General features: G+C 70.4%; 26 protein-coding genes and 1 pseudogene. 11 read left to right on the forward strand and 16 right to left on the reverse strand.

Annotated elements, in window-relative coordinates; genetic code table 11:
• The 4 genes from ID574_RS52385 to ID574_RS52400 all read right to left on the reverse strand — a co-directional run bounded on the left by ID574_RS52385 (position 1) and on the right by ID574_RS52400 (position 4,681).
• Positions 1-1,053: an ABC transporter permease gene (locus ID574_RS52385; RefSeq protein WP_188196584.1), complete on the reverse strand. Its 1,053-nt coding sequence runs from the start codon at positions 1,051-1,053 to the stop codon at positions 1-3.
• A 94-nt stretch (positions 1,054-1,147) separates the two neighbouring features.
• On the reverse strand, positions 1,148-2,221 hold the full coding sequence (locus ID574_RS52390; protein ID WP_188196585.1) for a substrate-binding domain-containing protein: 1,074 nt from the start codon (positions 2,219-2,221) through the stop codon (positions 1,148-1,150).
• Positions 2,222-2,477: 256 nt separating this feature from the next.
• The gene (locus tag ID574_RS52395; RefSeq protein ID WP_188196586.1) at positions 2,478-3,470 is read right to left on the reverse strand and encodes a sugar phosphate isomerase/epimerase family protein; all 993 of its coding nucleotides are present in this window, start codon (positions 3,468-3,470) and stop codon (positions 2,478-2,480) included.
• Between the two features lie 17 nt (positions 3,471-3,487).
• Positions 3,488-4,681 carry a Gfo/Idh/MocA family protein gene (locus ID574_RS52400; protein ID WP_188196587.1) on the reverse strand — a complete coding sequence of 398 codons (1,194 nt, stop codon included), beginning with the start codon at positions 4,679-4,681 and terminating at the stop codon, positions 3,488-3,490.
• A 169-nt stretch (positions 4,682-4,850) separates the two neighbouring features.
• Here ID574_RS52400 and ID574_RS52405 point away from each other — a divergent pair, with 169 nt between their 5' ends.
• Positions 4,851-5,882, forward strand: coding sequence for a LacI family DNA-binding transcriptional regulator (locus tag ID574_RS52405; protein ID WP_188196588.1), 1,032 nt, complete (start codon positions 4,851-4,853; stop codon positions 5,880-5,882).
• A 22-nt stretch (positions 5,883-5,904) separates the two neighbouring features.
• Here ID574_RS52405 and ID574_RS52410 read toward each other — a convergent pair whose 3' ends face one another.
• The gene (locus tag ID574_RS52410; protein ID WP_188196589.1) at positions 5,905-6,729 is read right to left on the reverse strand and encodes an LLM class flavin-dependent oxidoreductase; all 825 of its coding nucleotides are present in this window, start codon (positions 6,727-6,729) and stop codon (positions 5,905-5,907) included.
• 202 nt (positions 6,730-6,931) lie between these two features.
• Here ID574_RS52410 and ID574_RS52415 point away from each other — a divergent pair, with 202 nt between their 5' ends.
• From ID574_RS52415 to ID574_RS52430, 4 genes are all read left to right on the forward strand, one after another.
• Positions 6,932-7,426: a fluoride efflux transporter FluC gene (locus ID574_RS52415; RefSeq protein WP_188196590.1), complete on the forward strand. Its 495-nt coding sequence runs from the start codon at positions 6,932-6,934 to the stop codon at positions 7,424-7,426.
• The gene (locus ID574_RS52420) at positions 7,423-7,779 is read left to right on the forward strand and encodes a DUF190 domain-containing protein (RefSeq protein WP_188196591.1); all 357 of its coding nucleotides are present in this window, start codon (positions 7,423-7,425) and stop codon (positions 7,777-7,779) included. The genes ID574_RS52415 and ID574_RS52420 overlap by 4 nt, the downstream gene beginning before the upstream one ends.
• A complete protein-coding gene (crcB, locus tag ID574_RS52425; protein WP_188196592.1) occupies positions 7,776-8,138 on the forward strand; it encodes a fluoride efflux transporter CrcB in 363 nt (120 codons plus the stop codon). Before ID574_RS52420 ends, crcB begins: the two co-directional genes overlap by 4 nt.
• 439 nt (positions 8,139-8,577) lie before the next feature.
• A complete protein-coding gene (locus tag ID574_RS52430) occupies positions 8,578-9,351 on the forward strand; it encodes an RAD23 family protein (RefSeq protein WP_188196593.1) in 774 nt (257 codons plus the stop codon).
• Between the two features lie 114 nt (positions 9,352-9,465).
• Here the strand turns inward: ID574_RS52430 and ID574_RS52435 are convergent, their stop codons facing one another.
• The 4 genes from ID574_RS52435 to ID574_RS52450 all read right to left on the reverse strand — a co-directional run bounded on the left by ID574_RS52435 (position 9,466) and on the right by ID574_RS52450 (position 14,968).
• On the reverse strand, positions 9,466-11,727 hold the full coding sequence (locus tag ID574_RS52435) for an esterase-like activity of phytase family protein (RefSeq protein ID WP_223167990.1): 2,262 nt from the start codon (positions 11,725-11,727) through the stop codon (positions 9,466-9,468).
• A 255-nt stretch (positions 11,728-11,982) separates the two neighbouring features.
• Positions 11,983-12,564, reverse strand: a complete 582-nt coding sequence (grpE, locus tag ID574_RS52440) for a nucleotide exchange factor GrpE (RefSeq protein WP_188196594.1) — start codon at positions 12,562-12,564, stop codon at positions 11,983-11,985.
• Positions 12,561-14,477, reverse strand: a complete 1,917-nt coding sequence (dnaK, locus tag ID574_RS52445; RefSeq protein ID WP_188196595.1) for a molecular chaperone DnaK — start codon at positions 14,475-14,477, stop codon at positions 12,561-12,563. The genes grpE and dnaK overlap by 4 nt, the downstream gene beginning before the upstream one ends.
• A 53-nt stretch (positions 14,478-14,530) precedes the next feature.
• Positions 14,531-14,968, reverse strand: a complete 438-nt coding sequence (locus tag ID574_RS52450; protein WP_223167991.1) for a J domain-containing protein — start codon at positions 14,966-14,968, stop codon at positions 14,531-14,533.
• A 226-nt stretch (positions 14,969-15,194) separates the two neighbouring features.
• Between ID574_RS52450 and ID574_RS52455 the strand changes: the two genes are divergently transcribed.
• Complete coding sequence (locus ID574_RS52455; protein WP_188196596.1) at positions 15,195-15,533, forward strand: STAS domain-containing protein; 339 nt, start codon at positions 15,195-15,197, stop codon at positions 15,531-15,533.
• Between the two features lie 57 nt (positions 15,534-15,590).
• Positions 15,591-16,223 (forward strand): hypothetical protein, encoded by a 633-nt coding sequence (locus ID574_RS52460; protein WP_188196597.1) that lies wholly within the window; start codon positions 15,591-15,593, stop codon positions 16,221-16,223.
• Between the two features lie 14 nt (positions 16,224-16,237).
• Here ID574_RS52460 and speB read toward each other — a convergent pair whose 3' ends face one another.
• Both speB and ID574_RS52470 read right to left on the reverse strand, forming a co-directional pair.
• A complete protein-coding gene (speB, locus tag ID574_RS52465; protein ID WP_188196598.1) occupies positions 16,238-17,239 on the reverse strand; it encodes an agmatinase in 1,002 nt (333 codons plus the stop codon).
• A 473-nt stretch (positions 17,240-17,712) separates the two neighbouring features.
• Positions 17,713-18,231, reverse strand: coding sequence for a GNAT family N-acetyltransferase (locus tag ID574_RS52470; protein ID WP_223167992.1), 519 nt, complete (start codon positions 18,229-18,231; stop codon positions 17,713-17,715).
• A gap of 327 nt (positions 18,232-18,558) precedes the next feature.
• Between ID574_RS52470 and ID574_RS52475 the strand changes: the two genes are divergently transcribed.
• Both ID574_RS52475 and ID574_RS52480 read left to right on the forward strand, forming a co-directional pair.
• Entirely contained in the window at positions 18,559-18,765 is a 207-nt protein-coding gene (locus tag ID574_RS52475; RefSeq protein ID WP_188196599.1) for a cold-shock protein, read from the forward strand.
• A 582-nt stretch (positions 18,766-19,347) separates the two neighbouring features.
• On the forward strand, positions 19,348-19,776 hold the full coding sequence (locus ID574_RS52480; protein ID WP_188196600.1) for a hypothetical protein: 429 nt from the start codon (positions 19,348-19,350) through the stop codon (positions 19,774-19,776).
• Here the strand turns inward: ID574_RS52480 and ID574_RS52485 are convergent.
• Positions 19,754-20,401: a winged helix-turn-helix transcriptional regulator gene (locus tag ID574_RS52485; protein ID WP_188196601.1), complete on the reverse strand. Its 648-nt coding sequence runs from the start codon at positions 20,399-20,401 to the stop codon at positions 19,754-19,756. The genes ID574_RS52480 and ID574_RS52485 overlap by 23 nt on opposite strands.
• A gap of 91 nt (positions 20,402-20,492) precedes the next feature.
• Here ID574_RS52485 and ID574_RS52490 point away from each other — a divergent pair, with 91 nt between their 5' ends.
• Together ID574_RS52490 and ID574_RS61125 are read left to right on the forward strand one after the other, a co-directional pair.
• Positions 20,493-20,780 carry a DUF4287 domain-containing protein gene (locus tag ID574_RS52490; RefSeq protein WP_188196602.1) on the forward strand — a complete coding sequence of 96 codons (288 nt, stop codon included), beginning with the start codon at positions 20,493-20,495 and terminating at the stop codon, positions 20,778-20,780.
• 572 nt (positions 20,781-21,352) lie between these two features.
• Positions 21,353-21,508 (forward strand): annotated as a pseudogene (locus ID574_RS61125) (MmyB family transcriptional regulator); the annotation flags it as partial.
• A 189-nt stretch (positions 21,509-21,697) separates the two neighbouring features.
• Here ID574_RS61125 and ID574_RS52500 read toward each other — a convergent pair.
• From ID574_RS52500 to ID574_RS52520, 4 genes are all read right to left on the reverse strand, one after another.
• Entirely contained in the window at positions 21,698-22,456 is a 759-nt protein-coding gene (locus tag ID574_RS52500) for a MerR family transcriptional regulator (protein WP_188196603.1), read from the reverse strand.
• 10 nt (positions 22,457-22,466) lie between these two features.
• On the reverse strand, positions 22,467-23,351 hold the full coding sequence (locus tag ID574_RS52505) for a DUF2268 domain-containing putative Zn-dependent protease (RefSeq protein ID WP_188196604.1): 885 nt from the start codon (positions 23,349-23,351) through the stop codon (positions 22,467-22,469).
• A gap of 739 nt (positions 23,352-24,090) precedes the next feature.
• The gene (locus tag ID574_RS52515; RefSeq protein WP_188196605.1) at positions 24,091-24,282 is read right to left on the reverse strand and encodes a ferredoxin; all 192 of its coding nucleotides are present in this window, start codon (positions 24,280-24,282) and stop codon (positions 24,091-24,093) included.
• A gap of 7 nt (positions 24,283-24,289) precedes the next feature.
• On the reverse strand, positions 24,290-24,499 hold a 210-nt coding region (locus ID574_RS52520; RefSeq protein ID WP_188196606.1), incomplete at its 5' end, for a cytochrome P450.

The raw sequence follows: 24,499 nt of genomic DNA on the forward strand, positions 1-24,499 counted from the left end.
TCAGGCCTTCTTCCCGGTGCGGGGCGCGTACGACAGCGCCAGCCGGCGGAACGTGTTGTTCATGAGGACGGCGGCGAGGATGAGGACACCGAGGATGAAACTCGCCCAGTCGGAGTTCCAGCCCGTGTAGTAGATGCCCTGGTTGACGATCGCGAAGGTGAGGGTGCCGAGGACGACCCCGACGACGGATCCGTAGCCGCCGGTCAGCAGGACGCCCCCGACGACGACCGCGATGATGGAGTTGAAGACGAACGACTGCCCGTTGGCGACTTGGGCGCCGTTGTAAAGGATGGTCTGGATCACGCCGACCAGGGCGGCGCCGAACCCGCTCCCGATGTACAGCGCGATCTTGAGCCGGTCGGTCGGGATGCCGGCGGCGCGGGCGCTCTCCTTGTCGCCGCCCACGGCCAGGATCCAGTTGCCGTACTTCGTCATCGTGAGCATCCAGCCGACGACCAGCGCGACCGCGAGCCACCAGAAGATCGCCACCTCGAACTGCCCGGCGACGAGCGTGCCGAAGACCGCCTTGGAAGCCGGGTCGGGCTTGATGGCGACACTGGTGGTGCCGGTGATCACTCGCGACAGGCCCAGGGTCAGGCCGGCCGTCCCGAAGAGGGTCGCCAAAGTGACGACGAACGACGGCACGTTGGTCCGTGTCACGATGAGACCGTTGAGCAGCCCTACCGCCACGCCGACGCCGAGGGCGAGCACGATGCCGAGGATCACCGGGCCGCCCCAATAGCCCGACACGATGGCCAGGGTCATCGAGCTCGCCGCCAGCACGGAGCCGACGGACAGGTCGAGCTCGCCGGCGATCATGAGGAGGCCGACGGGAACGGCGATGATGCCGAGTTCCGCGGCGACGTTCAGCCAGGCCGCGGTGCCGGAGGCCGCGACGAAGTTGGCGCCGCCGAAGACGGCGAAGAAGACGAAGACGCCCAAGGTCCCGATGAGAGCGCCGGCCTCGGGGCGGTAGGTCAGATTGCGCAGGGAACGCGCCGGGGACGTCCCGGCCGCCGCGGGGCGGGCCGCGCCGGAGATCTGGACGGTCATTGCTCGTATCACCTCAAGTGGAGTCGTCCGGAGGGGTGAAGGTCGTCGCCGGGTCCGCCGCGCTGCGGCCGGGACCCGGCGCCTCCCGGCGGAATCAGCGGACGCCTGCCTTGACACCGGCGATCGCGGCGTCCACGTTGCCGGCCTCGACGATGGCGGGCCCGGTCATCACCGCGTCCTGCGCGATGCGGAGCCCGTAGGCGTTGTAGGCGTAGGCCTGGGACACGGCGAGGTAGCCCTGCAGGTAGGGCTGCTGGTCGATGCAGAACAGCTGCTTGCCGGCCTTGATGCGCTCGAGCTGGGCCTCGTTCATGTCGAACGTGCCGAGCTTGACCTTGCCCGCGGCGTTGGCCTGGTCGATGGCGGCGGCCGCGCTGTCGGCGTCCTGGGTGCTGATGGTGATCAGGCCGTCGATGGTGCCGTCCTTGAGCAGGGCCGCCTTGATCGCCTGGGTCACCGCCGTGGGGTTGCCGAAGTTGGACGAGGGCAGCGGCAGCTGGGTGGACTTGCCGCCGCCGCTGCTCATGCCCTCGGCGACCCCTTTGCACCGGGCCTCGGTGTTCACGGCGCCGGGAAGGGTGTTGACGCACAGGACGTTCTTCGCGCCGTTCTTGGCGAAGAACTCGCCGCCGGCCTTGCCGGCTGTCTGCTCTTCGGAGCCGGTGTAGGAGAGCGCGCCGACGTTCTTGGCCTGCTCGGGGCCACCGGAGTTGAACAGGAAGACCGGCACGCCGCCGCTGGAGGCGGTCTTGAAGGCGTCGTTCTGCGCCTCGGGCACCCAGTCGGCGCCGATGATGGCGGTGGCGCCCTGGCTCTTCGCGCTCAGGATGAGTTTGGCGGCGTCCGGGCCGAGGTTGTCGTAGTTCTGCGGGCCGAGCCACGTCACCTTGCCGCCGCCCGCCTCGACGACCTTGGCGGCGTCGTCTGCGCCACGCTTGACCGCGGACCAGAACGGGTCGTCGGCCTTGCCGCCGATGACGAAGATGGAGACCTTCTCGCTGCCGGTGTTCGCGGGCGCGCTGGAGGCGGCGCCGGCGGGCTGGCTCGCGTCGCCGGTCGCGGTGCCGCTGGTGGCCTTGCCGCTGGCGCAGGCGGTCAGGGCGACGGCGGCGAGGAGGCTGATCGCCGCCAGGCCGAGTGGACGCCGCCTGATTCGTGTGCCTTGCATTTTTCTCGGTACTCCTTCGTGTGATGCGCCGGCGCCACAGATGACTCGGTCGGAGCGCGCGGTGGATCGGGTGGGGGGTGTTGCGGCGGCCGCCCCGGCCGGTCGGTCAACGGGGCCGAGGGCGAGCCTGGGTGCGCGCTCGCGCTCACAGCGGATTGGCGCCGATTCACGCGAAGCGGTTGGACGGGCTCTCATGGCCCTGAATGCGACGGAGCGAGGCAGAGGCGCTCGAAGCATTCCACGAGAGCCCGGGCTTTCATCGACCGGCGGCCTCGAGAAGGGTCTTGGCCGCGGCGGCCAGTCCTTCGAGCTGGTCGAGCTCCTGGTCTTCGTGCTCGATGTTCACAGGCATGTCCGGGTCCACCTGCTCCAGCGCCTGCAGGAAGGCGGCCCACCAGGCCACGTCATGGCCACGGCCGACCGCGACGAAGTCCCAGGAGGAGTTTTCCGGCCAGCGGGACAAGGTGTACGGCCCGCCGAGACCCACGGCCCCGGGCGCGTCCGGGTGAACCCGGCAGAAACGGTCGTCGAGGACGCCGTTCACCAGCGCCGCGGCATTGATCCGGGTGTCCTTGGCCGCCGCGTTGTACACCAGGGAGCCGAGGTGACCGACCGCCGCCACGGGGTCGATGCCCTGCCAGAACAGGTGACTGGGGTCCATCTCGGCGCCGACGTGCGTCGCGTCGATCTTCTCGACGAGTCGCTCCAGCGTCGCCGGGTTGTAGACGACGTTGTGCGGGTGCATCTCGATCGCCACCTTGACGTCGAAGTGGGCCGCGCGTTCCTGGACCGTCTTCCAGAACGGGATCGCGACGTCGTTCCACTGGTAGTCCTGGACGTCGAGGTAGGCGCTGTCCCAGGGCAGGACGTTCCACGCCGGATTGGTGCCGGTGGCGCTCGCGGCCGGCGTGCCCGACATCGTGACGACGCGCTTGACGCCCAGGAGCGCGGCCAGCTCCAGCGACCGCAGGACGTCGCCCGCGTGCTTCTCCCGCACCGCGGGGTTCGGGTGCAGAGGGTTGCCGTTGCAGTTGAGCGCGGTGAGCGTGATCCCGTGCTCGTCGAAGAGCCCGAGGTAGTCCTGGCGAGCCTGCTCGCTCGCGAGAATGTCGTCGACCGGCAGGTGCGGCTCCGGGATGAATCCACCGGAGTTGATCTCTGCGCTTTCCAGGCCCATTCCCTTGAGAATGGCCAAGGCCTCGGACAGCGGCTTGTCGTGCAGGCAGGCGGTGTAGGCGCCGAGTTTCATGGGGGGTGGCTTTCTGATCAGGGAGTGTGCGAGGGGACCTTGACCTCGGCGCCGCCGTTGAGCGCCGACTCGGTGATGGCGGCGAGCAGTCGCAGGTTGCGCAGCCCATGCTCGAACGAAGGCACCCGGGGCAGCCGGTCGAGACCGGCCACCTGCTCCAGGAACGCGCGGGCCTGGAAGACGAACAGGTCGTTCTGGCCGTATCCGACGCCCGGGAAGTCCATGGCCAGGCCGCCGGTGAGGTACGGGTGGTCCGGGCCGACGACCACCTGCCGGTAGCCCTTCGTGGTCCCGTCCACCGCACGGTCCATGTAGCCGAACTCGCCCGCCCGAACCAGGTCGAAGGTCGCCGCGGCGTTCTCGGCGAACAGCTCGAAGCCGAGGGAGTTGGCCAGGCCGAGCGCCACGCGGGAGGCGGACATGGTCGCCGTGGCACCGGATTCGAAGGTCGCGGTGAAGGTGACCAGGTCCTCGTTCTCGACCGGCTCGCGCTCGTCGCTCAGCGCCGCCGCGGCGTGTCCGACGGCAGCGCCGAGGGGCAACGCGCGCTCGGTGATGAACGTCGACAGGGTCGAGCCGCGTACGCATCGGATCGGACCGCACAGGAACTCGGCGAGGTCCACCAGATGGCTGCCGATGTCGGCCAGCGCGCCCGATCCAGGGCCGCCCTTGTACCGCCAGCTCATCGGCCCCGAGGCGTCGACGCCGTAGTCGCACCAGTAGTGGCCGTTGAAATGGATGGGCCGCCCCATCGACCCGTCGTCGACGAGCCGCTTCACCGCCGCGACCGCGGGCGAACGACGGAAGGTGAAGCCGACTCCCGCCTGCAGATCGGGCCGGGCGCGCGCCGCGGCGACCATCGCCTCCGCTTCCGGAATGGTCGGCGCAAATGGCTTCTCGCACAGGACGTGCTTGCCGGCCTCCAGGAGCCCCTCGACGATTTCCCGGTGCAGATGGTTGGCGACCACGACGCTCACCACGTCGATGTCAGAGGCCTGTGCGACGGCCTGCCAGGACGTCTCCGCCCGGGCGTACCCGAACCGGCGCGCGGCCTCCTGCGCGAAGTGCTCGTTGACGTCGGCGATCGCGACGAGCCGCACGTCAGGCAGGCCTGAGCCGTACGTCGTCGTGGCGCTGCGATAGCTGGCGGCGTGCGACCTGCCGGCCATCCCGGCGCCGATGACGGCGACGCCGATGTGGTCGTCGGACATGCGGGCTCCTTCAATTCCAGGCATTACTGGATAGCGGCGTCCGCATTGCGCGGACCGCCTTCACATTCGGTTTGGAAACCGGTTTAAAAGGTTGCGCCGAGCATGCGTCGTGTTACGGGCATATGTCAAGGGTTTGTGCTGACAAACCCTCCGGCCCTATCGTGAGCGCATGCCCGACCACACCCCTCCGGCGTCGCCCCGGCAAGGACGCCGGCGCCCGACGATCCTCGACGTCGCGGCCGCTGCCGGCGTGTCCAAGGGGCTGGTCTCCAAGGTGCTCAACGGGTCGGCGGGACCGAGCGCGGCCACGACCCAGCGCGTGCTGGCCGTCGCCGAGCGCATGGGGTACCGCAAGGACAGGACGGCCACGCTTCTCGCCCAGAGGAGAACGCGGCTCATCGGCGTGACGATCATTCCCAGCAACCTGTATCACGGGGAACTCGCCGAGGAGATCCAGTCCATGGTCGACACCGCGGGGTACGAGACCGTCCTGGGTGCCATGACCGCCACCCACGACGAACGACGTGCCATCGAGACGCTCATCGACTTCCGATGCGAGGCGCTCCTGCTGCTGGGACCGACGATGCCCGAAGCCGAGCTGGCCCCGCTCGTCGAGGGCATCCCGACCGTCTGCGTGGGACGCCCGCTCAACCTGCCGGGCGTGGACGTCGTCCGGGCCGACGACAAGCAGGGCATCGCCGACGTGGTCGACCATCTGGTCGCGCTCGGCCACCGGGGCATCGTGCACGTCGACGGGGGAACGGGACACATCGCCGCCGTCCGGCGGCGCGCCTACCGGGCCGCCATGCGGCGGCACGGGCTCGATGCCACCGTGCTCTCCGGAGGCTTGACCGAGCACCAGGGCGCGGCGGCCCTCAAGCGCCTGCGAGCCGACGCGGGTGTCACGGCCATCGTCGCCTACAACGACCGCACGGCGGTGGGTCTGATCGAGGCGCTGGAAAGCCGGGGCGTGAACGTGCCGGCCGGCATGTCCGTGGCCGGCTTCGACGACAGCCTCATGGCCCGGCACCCTCGCATGGCGCTCACCACCGTCAACCAGTCGCCGATCGAACAGGCCCGGCTCGCCGTCCAGGCGGCCATCGACCGGCTGAGCGGCGACGACGGGGAACGCCGCGAGATCGTGCTGCCCACGCGTCTCGTGATCCGGGGCAGCACGGGCGCCGCCCCCGTCTCCCCGTGAGCCGCCTGACGTGTGACCGGATCTATCCGGGGCCTTCGGCCTCACGCGGGGGACCGGCCGCGACGCGCTCCACGAGCTGTTCGAAGGAGCCCCGGTAGCCGTGAAGGTGCTCCAGCCACCAGGTGGCGCCCGCATCGGCGTAGGCGCTCACCGAGGAGCTGGGCTCGCTCACCCCGATGAGCGTCACCTCGAAATCCGCGCCCGGCGTGCGGTGCCGGCGCACCTCGCCGATCTGGGCGGCGAGGGAGCCGGGTGACAGCGTCATGCGGCACTCCTGGTCGTCGCCGGCGACGATCCAGCCGTCCCAGCGGGCGGCACGGCGAAGAGCGGCCGGAGCCGTGCCGCCCACCCACACCGGAACCCGGGGCCGCTGGAGGGGCAGGGGCGACAGCCGCACGCCGTCGACCGTGTAGTGGGCGCCCCGGTGACGCACCTCGTCGCCGGACCACAGCGAGGAGATGACCTCCAGCGCCTCGTCGAGCACGCTCCCGCCGGGGCGAGGCGAGCCGAAGGCGGTGAACTCGGCGGTCACCCCGCCCAGCCCGGCGCCCAGGATCGCCCTGCCGCCGCTCAACCGGTCGAACGTGGCCACGGTCTGAGCCAGCACCTCCGGACGGTGCCGGGCCACGGCCGTCACCGCCGTGCCCAGCAAGATCCGCGAGGTTTCCTGGGCCGCGGCGGCCAGCACCACCCACGGGTCGGCCGACGGAGCCCCCCAGGCGAAGGCGAGATGATCCCACACCACCACGGCGTCCCACCCGGCCGACTCGGCCTCCCGCGCCAGGGAGACGAAGCGTGAGGGCTCGGCGAGGTCGCCGAGGATCGCGATGTCGATGCCGTACCGCATGAACCCAGCCAAGCACGCGGCACCGACAGTCCGGAGTCACCGACGGCCTGGCGCTACCGGTACAGTGAGCGCCAAGACCTGCCCGGAAAGGGAGGTCTGCGGCGGTGGGGCCCGCCGCGCCCGCCCGACGGAAAACCGCGGCTCTACGCCGCCAACGGTCCCTACCAGAGGAAGTGAGCCATGTTCTGGTAGGGAGGATCGCATGCAGGAGCCTGTCGCACCCGTCGACTCCGACGTCGACGTCCACGTCTCGGCCATGCGTGCGGAGCTGAGTCCCCGGGCGTGGCCGGTGCTGGCCGCCGTCTCCGCCGGCGGCGTGCTGGGCGCGCTGGCGCGTTACGGGATCGCCGCCGCGCTGCCGCACGCCCCGACCGGCTTCCCGTGGTCGACGTTCCTGATCAACGTCTCCGGCTGCCTGCTGATCGGCGTGTTCATGACGCTGATCGACCAGGTGTGGACGGGACGGCGGCTGCTGCGCCCGTTCTGGGGGGTGGGGGTGCTGGGCGGCTACACCACCTTCTCGACGTACATCATCGACATCCACCAGGCGATGCGGGCAGGCGCGCCCGGCGTGGCCCTGGCCTACCTGGCCGCCACGCTCGTCGCCGCCCTGCTGGCGGTCTGGGTGGGTACGGTGGCCACCGGCCAGGCGCTGGAGTCGGCCCGGCGCCGGCGGGAACGAAGGAGGCGGCGGTGAAACTGCAGGGACCCGCGCTGCGGCTGAGCGTGTTCATCGGTGAGAGCGACCAGTGGCATCACCGGCCGCTCTATCACGAGATCGTGCGCCGGGCGCATGCGGCCGGCCTGGCCGGCGCCTCGGTGCTGCGCGGGATCGAGGGCTACGGCGCCTCCAACCACATCCACACCACGCGGATCCTGTCGCTGTCGGAGGACCTGCCGGTGACCGTCGTCATCGTCGACGCCGCCGAGAAGATCCGCGGCTTCCTGCCCCAGCTGGACGAGCTGATCGGCGAGGGGCTGGTCATCCTGGACGAGGTCGAGGTGATCCGCTACGTGGGCCGCCCGGCCGGTCAGGCGGGCGGCCGATGACGGTCCTGCTCGTGGCTCTCGGCGCCGCGATCGGAGCTCCGCTGCGCTACCTGACCGACCGCCTGGTGCAGTCCCGGCACGACTCGGTGTTCCCCTGGGGCACCCTGGCCGTCAACGTGACCGGGTCGTTCGTTCTGGGCCTGCTCGCAGGCCTGCCCGCCGACGCGGCCTGGTCGGCGGTGCTCGGCACGGGGTTCTGCGGCGCGCTGACCACCTACTCCACCTTCAGCTACGAGACGCTGCGCCTGACCCGCGACGGCTCGCGCTTCTACGCGCTGGCCAACGTCATCGCGAGCGTCGTGGCCGGGCTCGGCGCCGGAATGGCGGGGCTGCTGGTGGCCGAGGCCCTCACCGGCTGACCTGCCTGCCGGCGGGGCCTTGTCTTGTACGTACGACCGCGAACGCCGGGTTCACACTCATGCCGTTTGGCGGTGTACGCGGAGTAACGGCGATAGGCCATCCCACAATGGGGCAATGGCTTACCCTCCACATCCTCACCCCCAAGAACCGTGGGGTTCGCAGGCACAGGGAGAACCGCAGGGACCCGGCCGGCCCTTATACGGCCGGCCGTCGTCCGGTCAATCGAGCCCGCCGCCCGGCTACGGGCCGCGAGGCGCCGGCCAAGGCCCGCTCCACGGCTCCGGCCGGCAGGCGCACGGTCCACAGCCCCGTCAAGGGGGCCCGCCGCCCGGCTTCGGCGAGCACCCCGGCCGATACGTCCCCCAGGACCCGTACGCTCCACCGGAGCAGTACGGCGCTCCGCCGGACCAGTACGGCCGCCAGGGCGACCCGTACGGCATGACCTTGGGCCAGTACGACTACGGGCTGCCTCCCAAGCGCAACAACACCCTGTTCATCGGGCTGGCCATCGGCCTCGGCGTGCTCCTCCTGGGTGGCGGCACGGTCACCGCGGTCTCCTACGTCAACGCCTCCAAGCCCGCGGCCGCCCTGCCGAGCACGGCGACGTCGGCGCCCACCACGGCGCCCTGGCCGTCGGAGTCCCCGTCGGCCGCGCCATCGGACGAGCCGACCGAGCCGGCCACCGAACCGACCGCAGAGCCCACCGGCAGCCCGCCCGCCTCGAGACGGGCCACGCCGGGCTCGCCGATCGCGCACACCGAGTTCGACGACTGGAAGTTCGACCTGAGCGGGGTCAAGTTCGAGGCCAACAAGGTCGGCGGCTGGACGTACGACACGTGCGACCCGGTCGACGGCGAGGGCGTGCTGGCCAAGAACAACTGCGAGCGCGCCGTCCAGGTCGCCTACTCGGCGTACCGCGGGCACCTCAAGGCGGTGCAGGTCATCATGGCGTTCCCGACGGACAAGGCCGCCAAGGCCACCGCCACGCGACTGGCGAAACTCACCTCGAACGCCGTGAACATCCGCAGGGACATGACCCTGGACACCTTCGCCTACGGGAAGATCCTGACGAACGTGGCCAAGAACTACGTGGTCGCCACCATCGTCACCGCGGACAATTCGGCCAAGGCCAAGGCCACCAAGTTCCAGGTGGCCCTGCAGGCCGACTCCCTCAGCTACTTCTTCCTGCGCGACAGGACCTTCACCAGCTAGCCCGTACGCGGCGTCCGCGTGGACGGTGTGGTGCGGGGCCGCACGACCGGTCCACGATCGGGGACCGCTGCGCGGCTCGCGGGGGAAGCCTCCCGCGAGCCGCGTCGCCGCTGGTCAGTCGCGCAGGCCCGGCACGTCGAGGACGATCACCTCGGTGTCGTCGGCCCGCCCCGGGATGCGGCCGTCGTTCCCGGGGAAATTGTTGTCGTTGGCCACCACGACCCGGTCTCCGCCCAGCGGCAGCACCGACTCGACCGACTGCAGCGGGAACGAGAACAGCGGCCCGACCCCGTACTCGCCCGGTCGGGCCGGCGTGGAGACGCCCTTCGGGTCGGCGACGCGCAGCAGGTCCACGGCGGTCCGGCGGGGCAGCAGGCCGTCCGGCGCCGCGGCGTCGAGGTCCGTGACGACCAGCCGCTTGATCCGCGCGCTCGGCCCCATCTCGTTGTCCCGCTCGATCAGCAGCAGCCGCCGGTCGTCGAGCACCGCCGCGTCGCCGACGACCAGGCCCGGGTCGTCGACCCGGAACGACCAGGTCCGGCCGGTGTAGGCGCCGGCCCGCACGTCGAACTCGTAGATCACGCGCCGCCGCTGGTCGGAGTCACCGACCTTGGCGCCCTCCAGGATCGGGTACAGCGTCCAGCCGTCCTCGCTCGCGGCCATGGCCTCGAACCCCCGGCTGGCGGGCAGGGTGGGGCTTTCGCCGGGCTTCAGGTCGGGCGACTGGGGAGACTTCGTGCCGTCCGGCAGCGGGATCGGCGCCTGCAGCACCTTGCCGGTGCGGTCGGTGCGGATCAGGTACGGCCCGAACTCCTCGCCGATCCACAGGTCGCCGCGCGCGTCCCAGGCCAGCGACTCGATGTCGAAGTCGGCCCCGGTCAGCAGCCGGTCGGCCGTGTCCTGGTTGACGATCCGGAACGGAACCTTGCGGTCCGGGTCGCGGAAGCCGATGTGGCGGCGCACGCCTATCTCACCGCTGCGGTAGTCCGGCTCGATGACGTACGCCCGCAGCAGGAAGTCCGGTGAGTTGTCCTTCGACCCGAACCCGTTGTCCGGCATCGCGAGCAGGCGGTCGGCGGACCGGGAGCCGGGAACGGCCGGGATCACCGCGGAGAAGCCCGGGATCGGCTGGCCCGGGAACGGCGGGGTGACCCCGTTGACGGGGGTCGGCGCCAGCCGCGTCCCCGACACGGGCCCGGGCCGGTAGGCGGTCGCGGACAGCAGCGCGCGGCCGGTCAGCCGCGCCTCGTCCGGCAGCCGCACGCTCAGCGCGTACAGGCGGGTGGTCTGCACGGCGTTGTTGTTGTCGTCGGAGACGAGGTAGAGCGTCCGGCGGTCACCGGGGAGCCGCCCGCCCAGCGCCATGCCCTCGATGTTGTCCAGCAGCGGGTTCGGCTGCGGCTGCTTCGCGGTCGCCCCCGACGGCGGGCAGTCGACGAGGTCGGCCAGGAGTTGCTTGCCGAGCCAGGCCCGCGGGTCGGTCAGGGTGGCGAGCGACTCGACGCCGGAGACGTCCGGCACGCCGGTGGCGGAGACGCGGTACACCCGCACGGTGTTGCCCACCCCGGCGGTGAAACCGCGTTCGAGGGCCAGCAATTGGCCGTCGCCGAGCGCCACCAGTTCGACGAGCCCGAGGCCGGGGTCGGTGCGGTAGGCGTACTGCGCGGCGGGGGAGTAGGTGGCGCCGGGACCGCCGTCGTACCGCAGGATCCGCTGCAGGCCCCGGCCCGCGGTGTCGCGGCCGTCGGCGGACAGCGGCCCTTCCATCCCGGCGTACAGCACGCGGCCGTCGGGCGTGGCGGCCAGCGCCTCGAAGGTCTGGTTGACCGCCGCCTGGCCGGCCGGGGACACCCGGAACCTGGCCGGCACGTCGAGGGCGGCGACCTGCCGGCCGTCGGAGAGCCGGAACCGGCGGATGGACGGCTCGGTCTCCGAACTTGCCAGCACGGTCCTGCCGCCGTGCTCGGCGACGAGGCCCTCGCCGTCGAAGTCCGCGCCGGTGTACGGGGCGCCGTCCGGCCGCCGCAGCGTGGTCATGCCGCGTACCTCGGCCGAGAGCGCCTTCCCCCGTCCGCTGGTGAGGGCGAGGTCGTAGAGGCGGGCGGGGGTGGTGCCGATGTTGTCGCTGAGCGCCAGCAGCCGCGACCGGCGGGCCGGCGCGAGGGCGGACAGGCCCGCGACGGCCGTGCCCTCGAACGTGGTCTTGTCCAGGGCGTCGGTGAAGCCGAGCAGGGACACATCGGCCGAACAGCGGGCGCCGGGTTCGGGGGCGGAACGGCCTGACGTCGCCGCGCCGGCCGCTGGGGCGGCCACGCCGAGCATGGCGATGGCCGCCACAGCCGCGATGGCCTGCGCGGGCCGCCGTGTGCTGCGCACAAGTACCTCCGGGAAAGTGATGGTGCGGGGCGAAAGCCCCACTTCGGGATGATCGAAGTGCCCGCAGCCCGCCGCCGCATAACCGGACGTGGAACACCTCGTGAACAGACGGCGTATCCCACGCGCGGGCGCTGTCCCAGGGGCCCGCGGACCCGGCGCGGCCCCGCCCGGACGCCTACGAGGGCGGCTGGGTGACCGTCACCTTGGCCGGACGCCTACGAGGGCGGCTGGGTGACCGTCACCTTGGCCGGACGCCTACGAGGGCGGCTCGGTGACCGTCACCTTGGCCGGGCGCAGGAGATGGTCGCCGAGCCGGTAGCCGCGGGCCACGATCTCCGTGCAGGTCGCCCGGTCGACCTCGGCGGAGCTCACATGACTCACCGCCTCGTGGCGGTTGGGGTCGAAGGGCTCGCCGTACTCGCCGAAGGCCTGCAGGCCGAGCGCCGCGAGCTCGGCCTCCAGCGCCTCGGCGACCAGCTGGAAGCCGCCGTAGACGTCGCCGAGCTCGCGGGCCCGCGTGATGGCGTCGAGGACGGGCAGCAGGCCGCGGAGCGCGTCCGCCACGGCGAGGTCGCGCATGGCCGCCTGGTCGCGGCGGACCCGCTTGCGGTAGTTGTCGTACTCCGCCTTGACGCGCTGCAGGTCGGCGGTGCGCTCGGCGAGCTCGGCCCGCAGCCGCGCCGTCCGCGACCGCGGAAGACCTTCGCCCGCGGCACCCTCGCGCCCGGTACGTTCGCGCCGCGCGCCTTCGCGTACGGCGCTTTGCCCTACGGCGCTTTCGCGTACGGCGCTTTCGCGTACGGCGCCTTCGAGTGCGGCATCGGAGCGGTGGCTCATCGGCCGCCCTCCGGAGGCTTGTCCTCGTCGACGATCTCCGCGTCCACGACCTCCTCTTCCCCGGCCCTCTGCTGATCACCGGCACCGCCCGCCCCCGCGCCCGGCGCTCCCGCGCCCGGCGCTCCCGCGCCCGGCGCTCCCGCGCCCTGCGCACCGGCGCCCTGCGCCTGCGCGTAGATCGCCTGGCCTGCCTTCTGGGCGGCGGCGGACACCTTCTCGGTGGCCTGTCGGATCGCGTTGACGTCCTCGCCCTTCAGCTGCTCCTTCAGGTCGGCGATCGCGGCCTCGATCTCGGACCTGACGTCCGCCGGCACCTTGTCCGGGTGGTCCCGCAGCAGCCGCTCCGTGGAGTAGACGAGCGTCTCGGCGTTGTTGCGGGTCTCGGCGGCCTCGCGCCTGCGGCGGTCCTCGTCGGCGTGCCGCTCGGCCTCGCGCACCATCCGGTCGATGTCGTCCTTCGGCAGTCCCGAGCCGCCGGTGATCACGATCGACTGCTCCCGGCCCGTGCCGAGATCCTTCGCGGAGACGTTCATGATGCCGTTGGCGTCGATGTCGAAGGCGACCTCGATCTGCGGGACCCCTCGCGGCGCGGGCGGCAGACCGGTCAGCTCGAACATGCCGAGCCTCTTGTTGTACGCGGCGATCTCACGCTCGCCCTGGTACACCTGGATGGCCACGGACGGCTGGTTGTCCTCGGCCGTGGTGAACACCTCCGAGCGTCTGGTCGGGATCGTGGTGTTGCGCTCGATCAGCTTTGTCATGATGCCGCCCTTGGTCTCGATGCCCAGGGACAGCGGGGTGACGTCCAGCAGCAGGACGTCCTTGACCTCGCCCTTGAGCACCCCCGCCTGCAGGGCGGCGCCGACGGCCACCACCTCGTCCGGGTTGACGCCCTTGTGCGGCTCCTTGCCGCCGGTCAGCTCCCGTACCAGGTCGACCACGGCCGGCATGCGCGTCGCGCCGCCGACGAGGATGACGTGGTCGATGTCGGAGGCCTTCAGCCCGGCGTCGCCGATCGCCTGGCGGAAGGGCCCCCTGCAGCGCTCCAGCAGGTCGTGGGTGAGCCGCTGGAACTGCACCCGGGTCAGCTTCTCGTCCATGTGCAGTGGGCCCTCGGCGGAGGCGGTGATGTAGGGCAGGTTGATGTTGGTCTCCGTGACGGACGACAGCTCGATCTTGGCCCGCTCGGACGCCTCGCGCATCCGCTGCATCGCCATCTTGTCCCTGGACAGGTCCACCCCGTAGCCGTTCTTGAACTGGGTGACCAGGTGATCGACGATCCGCTGGTCCCAGTCGTCGCCGCCGAGGTGGGTGTCGCCGGCGGTGGCCTTCACCTCGACCACGCCCTCGCCGATGGACAGCAGCGACACGTCGAACGTGCCGCCGCCCAGGTCGAAGACGAGGATGGTCTGGTCGTTCTCCTTGTCCAGGCCGTACGCGAGCGCGGCCGCCGTGGGCTCGTTGATGATCCGCAGCACCTTGAGACCGGCGATCTCGCCCGCCTCCTTGGTCGCGGTGCGCTGTGCGTCGTCGAAGTACGCCGGCACCGTGATGACGGCCTCCGTGACACGTTCGCCGAGGTAGGCCTCGGCGTCGCGCTTCAGCTTCTGCAGCACCCGGGCGGAGATCTCCTGCGCCGTGTACTTCTTGCCGTCCACGCTCCCCGTTTCGGGGAAGCGCCACGACGCGTCGCCCATGTGGCGTTTCACCGAGCGCGCGGTGCGCTCCACGTTGGTCACCGCCTGCCGTTTGGCGAACTCGCCGACCAGCACCTCGCCGGTCTTGGCGAAGGCGACCACCGAAGGCGTCGTCCGCGATCCCTCGGTGTTGGTGACGACGGTCGGCTCACCGCCTTCCAGCACGCAGACGACCGAGTTCGTGGTGCCCAGATCGATACCGACGGGTCGGGTCATCGACGGCCTCCTTCCTCACTCCCCCCTGGCCACGAGCCCGGCGCACCCGCCTTTCACACACACCAGACGCGTACGCCCGTCCACGGGTCGTCGTAGCCGATGAGGGGCACGTCACGCGGGGGGCGGCGACCCGGGGAGAACCGGGCCGGGGCCACCCGCAGCAGTACCGGATCCGGCGGCGCCACGATGGTCACCTCGGGACCGGCCGCGCCGGCGAATGCGCTCCGGTCACGGGAAGGGCCGGGAGCGGCCTTCGCGCGCCCGGCGTCGTAGGCCGCGCGCCGGGCGGGGTCCCGCAAGGTGGCATAGGCGTCGAGCACTTCGGCGAACCGCTCGTGTGCCGCCGGCTCGGCGGGGCGGGCGTCCGGATGCAGGACGCGTAGCAACCGGCGGTAGGCCGAGGTGATCTGTGCCGGGGACGCCGACGGTTCCACACCGAGCACCGTGTAGTGGTCCCGCCGGGGCCGCTCGCCGTCGCGCCGCACGGGCACCGCAATCACCTCCTGCACCAGAGAGCGTCGCTGATCGGACGCGCTGTGACCTGCAGGTATGAACGGAAACCTTATCTCCGAATGTATAGCAACTCAGGGCAACACTCGACATGCGGAAGATTGGGCCCAGAATTTACGCCGGTATGGAAGACGGAGCCCCCGGAGGTGTGCTGACGTCGTGGTAGCCGCATTTCAACTATAACGCTCGATCCGTCTGGAGATGGCTATGGATCGGCTGGACGTCAACGTGGAGATCGCGAACGGGCGCACCGTGGTGCGGGCCCGCGGCGAGATCGACATGGCGACCGCCGGCCTGCTCGGGAGCGTCCTGGACAACCTCCGGCGCTCCGACGGCTGCCGCCAGGTCGAGATCGATCTCGGACAGGTGTCGTTCATGGACTGCTCCGGGATTCGCGAGTTGCTCAGAGCCAAACGACGTTTCCGCCGCCAGGGCGGGAGCCTCACGATCGTCGCCTGCTCGTCCCGGGTCGATCGGCTGCTGGAACTCGCCGGCCTCGACCGCCGGCTCGACGCGCCGTGGCGCCGCCGGACGAGGCCACCCTAGCGACCGCCCGGCGAAAACGGCGTGCTCCGGATGATCGCGGTGCTCCCAATGGCGCCGATGACGCCGCTGAGTGAGATCTACGCCGTCAGCAAGACCTTCGACCAGGCCCGTTTCCTGCGTGCCGTGCCGCCTGGCACCGCGATCTCGCGGCGGTGGAGTCCGTGCCCGGCTCGCGGCCGAGCTCGGGAGGGCGGCGCGGGCGTCGCCGTGCCGGTGCCGTCCCGATGCGGCCGGTCGCTGGAGAGCGTACGCACCGGCTGCCTGGGCGACTACCACGTGATGCTGGTGGAGGGCGCGCCCGGCGAGAGCATCACGCCCGCGGAGCCGACCCCGGCCCAGGCCCGGCTGTGGGGCGCCGCCCTGGCCGGTCTGCGCCTGCGCGCCGGCGAGCTCGCGGACGTGCCCTCCTCGGTGCCCGGCCTGCCCCGCGTGACGACCGTGTTGCCCGGCGTGTCGTCGCCGGCGCGGGCGGTGTGGATGACGTACATGACGTGGCCGCAAGCGACACTCGCCCTGCTGTCGCTGCTCGACCGGGTCCGCGCCGCGGACGACCTCGTCGTGCTGCGGGAGGCGCTCGACGTGGAGGCCGCCGCCGAGCTTCCGGCATGGCTGCGTGATCTGCGCGCCTCCCTGCACAGGCGCACCACCGGGCTGCGGCTCCGGCTCGGCCTCCTCCCGCCTGGGCGGTGAACCGGCGAGGCGGGTCAGCGGGCTTCGAGGAGAGGGCCCGCAGGGTCGTGGCGGAGGCCCTTCTTGCGGGCGGCGATCGCCGACAGCGCCTCGAGCACGACGCGGTTGGCGAGGTAGGCGGTGATCTCGGCGTGGTCGTAGGGCGGGGCGACCTCCACGATGTCGATGCCCACGACCGGCAGCTCCAGGCAGATCCGCCGTACGGAGTCCAGGAGCTGGCGCGCGGACAGGCCGCCGGGCTCCGGAGTGCCGGTGCCGGGAGCGTGGCCGGGGTCGCAGACGTCGACGTCGACGGACAGGAACACGCCCGCGCACCCGTCGGTGGCGATCGCGAACGCCTCGTCCAGGCAGTCGTCCAGCCCGCGCTTGACGATCTCGGTCATCTCGAACGACCGCATGTCCTGCGCGGCCATCCACGCCAGCGTCTCCGGCCCCGGCCAGTAGCCGCGCAGGCCGAGCTGCAGGAACCGGTCCCCGCGGAGCGCGCCGGACTCGATGAGCCGGCGCATCGGCTGCCCGTGCCCGTAGAGCGAGCCGAACTCGATGTCGCCGGTGTCGGCGTGCGCGTCGAAGTGCAGCATCGACACGTTGCCGAAGCCGAGGTGCCGCGCCACCCCCGTCGCGTCCGGCAGCGCGATCGTGTGGTCGCCGCCCAGGACGAGGGGTACGGCGCCGGACGAGGCCACCCGGAAAACGGCATCCTCCAGCGCCCCGATCGCGCCTTCGACGTCGCCGGAGAACATCTCCACGTCGCCCGCGTCCACCACCCGGATGTCCCGCAGCGCGTCCACGCGCAGCGCGAGGTGCGGGCGGGAGCCGTCGTGCGGCAGATAGCAGGCCTGGCGGATGGCCATCGGCCCGAACCGCGTGCCGGGGCGGTGGGAGGTGCCGCCGTCGAAGGGCGCGCCGAGGATCACCACGTCGGCGCCGGCGTACGACTCGGGCTCGTCCAGGTCACAGCGCTCGACGCCGAGGAAGGTGATGTCGGGCCCGAACTGTGATCCGTACCGGGTCATGGAACGCCCCTCGACGATTGCGGAATCAGTTGCGGGCAAGAATTCTGCAAACGAAAACAGAAGTCAAATAGTGGTGCGGCGACTCAGGTCGTCGGCATCTGCGTCCTGAGGGACCCGATGCCTCGGCTCGAACAAGACCCACCTCGGCCACGCACTCGCCGCGACCGCGAATAGACCTCATCCGGCTGGACGCCTGGCTCGCGGAGCACGCCTGCGAACCACCCGAACATCGCTTTCGCGCTGCGGCCTGGAGTCGACCGCATGATCCATGTGATCGGGCAACGGAGTCCTTCACCCGGGGGTGAAGCGGGCCAGCCCGCGTAGCGGCGTCCAGCCCGTCCCGCCGACCTGGCCATCCAGGACAACGGGCGGGCGATGCTGGGCGACGAACGCGTCGAGCGCGGTCTGCCGCCCAACGTGCCGCGCTTCGCCCTTCCCCTGGAGGCCGCATTCCGCTCACCGAGGGGGTGGAGTCACTGCTCGACGCGCAGGTCGCCCTGACCGTAGTGGGAGGGGCGGCCGTGCACCGGCGGTGAGCCCGCGGCCGCACCGCCGGGCGGCGGGCTCACGTAGTGGTGCACCAGGGCCGGCTCACCGGCCGCGTTGAGCCACGTGGCCCGGGAGCTGCCGACCCTGCGCCAACCGGAGCGTTCGTAGAACCTGATGGCGGCCGTCCCCTCGGAGGAGACCTGGAGCTTGAGCGGCGTGCGGGCGGCGGCGCGGACCGTGTGGAGGAGCAGGGCGGCCACGCCGCGTCCCCGGGCCGCCGGGGTGACGAACAGGCGGGTGATCTCCAGGTCCCCGGTGAGCGCCACGTGACCGAGCACGATCCCCGCCTCGGCCGCCACCCAGGCCCTGACCAGGCCGTCCGGCGTCAACCAGCCGGCGGGGTCGTCTGGCCAGTCCACGGGGTAGCGGTCGACGGCCTGGACCTCGGCGAGGGCCTCGACGCAGGCGGCCAGATCCTCGGGGGTTCTGTCACGGATCTCCACCCGGGCAAGCTTAGGAGGCGACAGGACGACTGGTGTCGTACCGGTTCATACGGCTGAGTACGGCGGCGCCCGCCGTCCGCGCCCAGGCGCCTGGCCGCGCTCACGGGCTGAAGCCCGGCGTCGCCAGGGGATTTGCACGATGTGAAGTGCGTGGGATAGGATCAAAGCGTTGCAGTTGTGGTACCCATAAAGACTTGTGCGCACCTGACCGAATGTAACGTCAGGTGCGCTTCTTTTTTCCCGGTCATCTCCGGATGGGCTCATGCCAGCGACATGGGATCCGCGCGGTGCGGATTCCGTCCCAGCCTTTATCAAAGGGAGATCGATATGGCGACCGGAACCGTGAAGTGGTTCAACTCGGAAAAGGGCTTCGGCTTCATCGCGCAGGACGGCGGCGGCGCCGACGTCTTCGCGCACTACTCCAACATCGTCGCGAACGGCGGCTACCGCGAGCTCTTCGAAGGCCAGAAGGTGGCCTTCGACGTGGTCCAGGGCCAGAAGGGCCCGCAGGCGGAGAACATCGTTCCCGCCTGACGCGCAGCCCCACGAGCCGGGCCCGCACCCTTCGAGGGGTGCGGGCCCGGCCGCTTTCTGCCCGCGTACCGTAGACGCATAGGTCTCGGAGGTCGGTCACCCTTCCCTTGAAGGTCCGGCGGAGCGCAGCCGCTGGATCCGGGGCTGGGGCCGCGCGCTCATCATCGTCTGGGTTTACCGGCCTGCTGACCATTGACCTGCTCCTCGCCCTAAAGAGGCGAGGATTCCGGAGCCGCCTGCGCGGCCCTGGTGCTTGGCGCTTCACGGACCGGGCAATCCCGAAGTCTCCACGCCATGAGACGACCGGCCCGGCCGCCTGTAGCGCCATATTGATCTCACTCGACGGATTGGTTGTCGCACGACCGTTCGATCGATTCCCGCTTTAGCGCCTCTCCGGCCGTGCCGCCATTGATTCGCTGAGATCCCAGGTCCGCGCTTCGCGCTCCGGGCTGTTCCGGCTCCGCCGGGCCATCCCCTTTCGGGGACCGCATTCATTCACGGCCTGAAGGCCGATGGCTTTCTGCGGACTTTCGGTAAGTCTCGCACTGACCCGCGACTATGTGTCGCGGCGATCGCCTCCATGTGGTCGAGTTCTTGCTCGGAGCGTTCGGTGTCGCCGGAGCGGCGATGCAACTCGGCCAGACAGCCGAGAGCGTCGATCTCGAGCATGGGCTGGCCGCGCTCCCAGGCCGCTCGTTCGGCGGTGTCGATGTCGTGCCGGGCGCCGGTCAGGTCGCCGCCGCGCATGCGTGCGGTGGGGAGGGCGAGCCGGGTGGAGACCTCGTCTTGGGAGCCGAGCTCGGCGGCGATCGCGATGGCGCGTTCGGAGGTGATGATCGCTTGGTCGTGGTCACCGTCGAGAGCGTGGATCTGTGCCAGGCCCGTTCAGCGTCTTGGCCGGCTGGCTGCGACACCGAATGTCAGGAGCAGAACGTGATCCTGAAGCCTTGGCAAGGGGCGCAGTCGAATGACACGGCCTGGCTGTTGATCAGAAGCGGAACATCTCGGTGAACCGGCCCAGAAGCGCGGGATCGCCTTCCACGCGCACGCTGCCGTCGTGGAGTACTTCGTCCGCGGTCTTGCTGCCGGTCATCAGTTCGCGGATCGGCTGACCGGTCAGCCGTTCGACGACGAGGTCGGGGGCGGTGTGCGGGCCGATGCCTATCGTCAGCTCTCCGTCGGCGATGTGGAGGCGAAGCGTGAAGTCGCCCATGCGGACCTCGTAACCGACGGTGACGTTCTGGGCTGCTTCGGGGCGGTAGGTGGTGCGGAAGGACATGGCGATCGACTCGGCGGTGACGACTTCGCCGGGGCGGGGCTCGGCCAGCGTCCGGGCGCCCCAGCGGCCCAGCGCGATCAACGCCGGTTCGAGATCGCGTCCGTAGTCGGTGAGCTCGTAGACGACTGCCCGTTCGGGGTGCGGCAGCGCGCGGCGCGTGGCCACTCCCGTCTCTTCGAGCTGTTTGAGACGAGCCGACAGGATGTTGGTCGGGATGGCGGGCAAGCCCTTGCGCAGGTCTGTGAAGCGCTGAGGTCCGGCGAACAGGTTGCGGATGATCAGCATGCTCCACCGTTCGCCGACCATCTCCATCGCGCGGGCCAGGCCGCAGAACTGTCCGTACTCCCGAGACGCCATGATGCAGATCTTATCTCATGCTTCAGTTGACAAATCACACTTGCAAAAGACAAGCTTTCTGCTCGCAGGGCCCCCCGGAATGGAGAAACGCATGTCGTTCCAGGCATACCTCGACAACATCGAGGACAAGACCGGACTGACACCACGTGAATTCGTCGCTCTGGCGAAGGAGCGCGGCTTTGACGACCCGTCCGTCAAGGCCGGAGTGATCATCGACTGGCTGAAGCAGGACTACGACCTCGGACGTGGACACGCGATGGCGTTGGTCCACGTGATCAAGAAGGGGCCGAAGATCGACGCCAGACACGTCGGCAGCTCGGGTTCTCACCGCGACGAGTCCGACACGCTATGGCTGGACGGCAAGAACAACCGGCCTTGACGAGCTGAGCCGGCCACCCGTTCATTCTGCAAATGGGCGGTCCGCCACGACCTCCCGCACGCCGGCCCGATGGACCGGATCGACACCGTCAAGGTGCCCACGACGCTGCCCCGCCCGGCCGCAGCGGCCGACGTCGCCAAGGTCTTGGCGGTGATGGCGGTGGTTGCTCGGCTGCCGGGCCGGGCGGCGGGGCATCGGGCCGTCCTCGATGCCCCAGGTTGTTCACGGCTGCGGCTCTCGGCTTGTGGCCGGGGCAGCGATCAGCGGATTCCCCCCACGTCAGATTGGTGGCTGCCTGGGCCACCGGCTAGATGATCTCCCATGCCTCGGCGATCAGACCATCGTCGAGCCGCCAGATATCGACGACTGCGATCCCCGGCTCGGCATCGGGAAGCCGGCGCCGGGAGTACATCACAACGTGATCGCCGTCGACCCTCCGGCTCGCCGATCAGCTCGACGTGCCGTTGCGTGAACGCAACCGGCTGCTGCTCGCCGCCGGCTTCGCACCCCGCCACGCCGAGCGGCCGCTCAACGGGGACGCGCTGTCGTTGGCCTGGGACGCGATCGCAAGGGTGCTGCGCGCACACGAGCCATACCCGGCGCTGGTCATCGATCGCCGATGGAACATCGTGATGACCAATCGCGCCATCGCCCCGTTCCTCGCGGACGTCGCCCCCGACCTGCTCCGGCCACCGATCAACATGGTGCGGCTCGGACTGGACCCGCACGGGCTCGCTCCGGCCCCGAAGCGATCGCCAAAGTCACCGAGGTCCTGGCGCCCGGTCGCCGTACCCCCTGATCAACCAAGTGGCGGCTCGCCGCAGGCCTCGCAGAACCCTCTCTCACAACAGGAGGGTTCTGCGAGGAGTTTTGCGAACAGCCGCCTGCGCGAACGTCATTTCTGCGAACCACACCAGCTACATCCGGGTCCGCGCGTACGCGTGCAGTGCGTCGCGGACGAACGTCGCCCCCGCGGCGTCCTCGTACATGCCGGCGAAGCGAGGGTCGTCGACGTACATGTCCCCCAGACCTTTCACCATCTCGATCGAGCGCTCCCGGTCGCCCTCGGCGGTGGGGGTACCCGGGATCTGGCTCAGCCACCGGACGTGCCGGGCGGCCAGTGACTGAGCGTGTTCCGACGTCGGAGAAACCCCGGCCTTCGCCGCGGCCACCCATGCGGCGACGAGGTCCTCGACGTCCTGTTTCCAGGCAAGCTGCTGGTCCAGGGTCTTGCCGTGCCACCAGTCGTTGCTCACTTGGAACGCGCGCTCGCCCCAGCGTGAGATCACCTCGTCCTTGTAGCGGTCGTTGAACCCCGACAACATGACGTCCATCCGCGGTTCCGCCCCCGCCTGCAGGGCCTCGAGCGTGTGACGCACAGACCCGATCTGCCGTTCGATGCGGTCCCGTTCCTCCTCCAGCTCGGCGATGTGGGCGCGGAGCCCGTCGCATGTGTCCACCTCGTCGGCCAGGACCTCGGCGATGGCCGGCAAGCTCATGCCGAGCCGGCGCATGAGCAGGATCCGCTGTAGCCGGGCGACCGCGCCCGGGTCATAGTAGCGGTACCCGTTCTCGCCGACCCGGGACGGGGTCAAGAGCCCGACACGGTCGTAGTGACGCAGGGTGCGGCTGGTGATGCCGGCCCTCGCCGCGAGTTCCTGGATCGTCCACTCCATCCTTCCAGTGTCACCCGCGGCGGAGCGTGGCGGCGATGATCTCCGAGCTGTCGGCGTGCAGGGCCTGCGCCGCCGTCTGCCCGGTCGCCGCCAGGTAGGTGTCGACCAGCCGGTTGCCCGCGGCGTACCCGGCGCCCATCGGCAGTCCCACCGGGGTGAGGCCGAGGTGCTCGGCGCCGGGGTCGCCGTGCACCCAGGCAGTGAAGTTCTGCATGCCCGTCACCTCGAGCCCGGTGAGCACCTTGCTGAAGACCTCGTCGTCGTGCCGGTGCGGCACGCCGATGCGGGCGGGGCCGAGCTCGTCGCCGTAGAGCTGTCGGGCGAAGGCGTCGGCCAGGCCCTCGCCGACGATGTGCTCGCCGACCGTGACGGTCATCGGGTCCCACACCACCCCGCCCGGGCCCCACCGCAGGTTGTGGTGCAGTTCGTGCACGGCGGTGGCCTCCAGCCGCTCCACGTTCTCGGGGAAGGGCCAGAGCGTGATGGCGATGTGGCCCGAGATGCCGCCGAACCCGGTCACTCCTAGGCAGGGACCCATGAAGTGCTCGTCAGCCGGATCGCCGAGGACGAACAGCACGGTGATGTCCGGGACCTGCAGCCCCGGCGTCGCCTCCAGCAGTACGGTCAGAGCGTTGTCGAGGGCGCGTTGCATCCGCTCCCAGGCCCCGGCCGTCGCCAGGGTTTCGAGCGCGTCGAGGCAACGCTCCTCGTCGCGGTCGATGGGGAACCCGGACGTTTGGAGGTGTATGGCCACCAGGTCGACCTCGCCGGGGTGGTAGCGGTACATGCCCCTGTTGGGCTCCAGCATCGAACGCAGCAGGTCAGGGCGGTCCGCGACCGGGGCCAGCAGGATCCGCCGCATGGCGGAGTAGGTGTCAACAACAGTGATCGACATGGCCCCGATGCTAGAAGTTGACGCAGCGTCAAGGTCAAACCGGCGGCGCTCTTCGTCGAGAGTCTGCGGCCGTGGCCGCCGCACGCGTCGGCCGCCGATGACCGGCATCCAGCTCGGGACCACCTCGCCCCACCGGCGCACCAGACCGATGCTGAGCAGTGCCGCCAACTCCGTGAGCACACTGAGCCCGAAGACGTACGGGATGGTGATCCACAACGGTGACACAGGCGCGTCGTTGAGCTGGCCCTATGTCGAAGTGAAAGGCAAATGGAAACCTCCACAGGCACGAGGGAAGCAGCAGCCAGGGAAGCGTGTAGGCGGCACGCAGCGCCCAGCGTGGGACGGGCCGTTCGGTGTCACTGGTGGCGGGAGCCTTGTGCAGAAGCTTGATCGTCATACCACTACTTCTTCGGACGGCGGCCTCGGAAGATCACCTGAGCGGGTGAACGATCTCCCTGCACGGGGGAGAGCAGCCGCCCATAGCCGGCTTGACCACCGGTGACGCCGACGTGTCCTCGCCCGGCGGCCCTGGGGCGCGCCGATCATGTCGTGGCTGGTGAGGTTCCGATTGCCGGCCGGTGTCGTAAGGTGTCGCCGCCAACGGGCCGGTCGGGCGGCAGCGCGGCGAACTGGTCCCACAGCGGGTTGGTGAGCCGCGATGGCAGGGCAGGCACGGGTCCTCTTGGTGATCGAGGCGTCGAGGACTTCCGGATCATCGAGGCTTGTGCCTGGCCGTTGCTTACCTGATGCCGAGCGCCCCGCTGGGGCACAGCCGGACAGCCGCGGCTGCGGCCTCGCGCAGCTCCTCGGGGGGCTCAGGGCGGAGTACCGCGACCAGTCCGTCGTCGTCCTCCTGGTCGAAGACCCCTGGCGCGGTGAGCGTGCACATGCCGGCGCTGATGCAGGCGGTGGTGTCCGCGGTGATCCGCATGCTCGGTCTACCAGGTGACGGGCAACTCGTGGATGCCGTACGCGAGATTGCCGTGCTTGTAGGGCAGATCGTCCACCGGCACGGCGACTTGCAGGGTGGGGATGCGCCTGAACAGGGTGGAGAAGGCGATCTCCAGCTCCGCCCGGGCGAGGTTCTGCCCGAGGCACTGGTGCACGCCGTAGCCGAAGGCGACGTGGTGCCGGTTGCCGCGGTGAAC

The sequence above is a fragment of the Nonomuraea sp. SYSU D8015 genome, from assembly GCF_008065375.1.
Taxonomy (GTDB): Bacteria; Actinomycetota; Actinomycetes; order Streptosporangiales; family Streptosporangiaceae; genus Nonomuraea.

What these genes read in the sequence shown, in the direction of transcription:
- crcB (WP_188196592.1), top strand. Translation starts at nt 7,776, where the DNA reads ATGACGGTCCTGCTCGTGGCTCTCGGCGCCGCGATCGGAGCTCCGCTG.
- ID574_RS52460 (WP_188196597.1), top strand. Translation starts at nt 15,591, where the DNA reads ATGACGCCGCTGAGTGAGATCTACGCCGTCAGCAAGACCTTCGACCAG.
- ID574_RS52415 (WP_188196590.1), top strand. Translation starts at nt 6,932, where the DNA reads ATGCAGGAGCCTGTCGCACCCGTCGACTCCGACGTCGACGTCCACGTC.
- ID574_RS52395 (WP_188196586.1), bottom strand. Translation starts at nt 3,470, where the DNA reads ATGAAACTCGGCGCCTACACCGCCTGCCTGCACGACAAGCCGCTGTCC.
- ID574_RS52475 (WP_188196599.1), top strand. Translation starts at nt 18,559, where the DNA reads ATGGCGACCGGAACCGTGAAGTGGTTCAACTCGGAAAAGGGCTTCGGC.
- grpE (WP_188196594.1), bottom strand. Translation starts at nt 12,564, where the DNA reads ATGAGCCACCGCTCCGATGCCGCACTCGAAGGCGCCGTACGCGAAAGC.
- ID574_RS52515 (WP_188196605.1), bottom strand. Translation starts at nt 24,282, where the DNA reads ATGCGGATCACCGCGGACACCACCGCCTGCATCAGCGCCGGCATGTGC.
- speB (WP_188196598.1), bottom strand. Translation starts at nt 17,239, where the DNA reads ATGACCCGGTACGGATCACAGTTCGGGCCCGACATCACCTTCCTCGGC.
- ID574_RS52485 (WP_188196601.1), bottom strand. Translation starts at nt 20,401, where the DNA reads ATGGCGTCTCGGGAGTACGGACAGTTCTGCGGCCTGGCCCGCGCGATG.
- ID574_RS52385 (WP_188196584.1), bottom strand. Translation starts at nt 1,053, where the DNA reads ATGACCGTCCAGATCTCCGGCGCGGCCCGCCCCGCGGCGGCCGGGACG.
- dnaK (WP_188196595.1), bottom strand. Translation starts at nt 14,477, where the DNA reads ATGACCCGACCCGTCGGTATCGATCTGGGCACCACGAACTCGGTCGTC.
- ID574_RS52490 (WP_188196602.1), top strand. Translation starts at nt 20,493, where the DNA reads ATGTCGTTCCAGGCATACCTCGACAACATCGAGGACAAGACCGGACTG.
- ID574_RS52390 (WP_188196585.1), bottom strand. Translation starts at nt 2,221, where the DNA reads ATGCAAGGCACACGAATCAGGCGGCGTCCACTCGGCCTGGCGGCGATC.
- ID574_RS52500 (WP_188196603.1), bottom strand. Translation starts at nt 22,456, where the DNA reads ATGGAGTGGACGATCCAGGAACTCGCGGCGAGGGCCGGCATCACCAGC.
- ID574_RS52455 (WP_188196596.1), top strand. Translation starts at nt 15,195, where the DNA reads ATGGATCGGCTGGACGTCAACGTGGAGATCGCGAACGGGCGCACCGTG.
- ID574_RS52410 (WP_188196589.1), bottom strand. Translation starts at nt 6,729, where the DNA reads ATGCGGTACGGCATCGACATCGCGATCCTCGGCGACCTCGCCGAGCCC.
- ID574_RS52505 (WP_188196604.1), bottom strand. Translation starts at nt 23,351, where the DNA reads ATGTCGATCACTGTTGTTGACACCTACTCCGCCATGCGGCGGATCCTG.
- ID574_RS52430 (WP_188196593.1), top strand. Translation starts at nt 8,578, where the DNA reads ATGACCTTGGGCCAGTACGACTACGGGCTGCCTCCCAAGCGCAACAAC.
- ID574_RS52400 (WP_188196587.1), bottom strand. Translation starts at nt 4,681, where the DNA reads ATGTCCGACGACCACATCGGCGTCGCCGTCATCGGCGCCGGGATGGCC.
- ID574_RS52405 (WP_188196588.1), top strand. Translation starts at nt 4,851, where the DNA reads ATGCCCGACCACACCCCTCCGGCGTCGCCCCGGCAAGGACGCCGGCGC.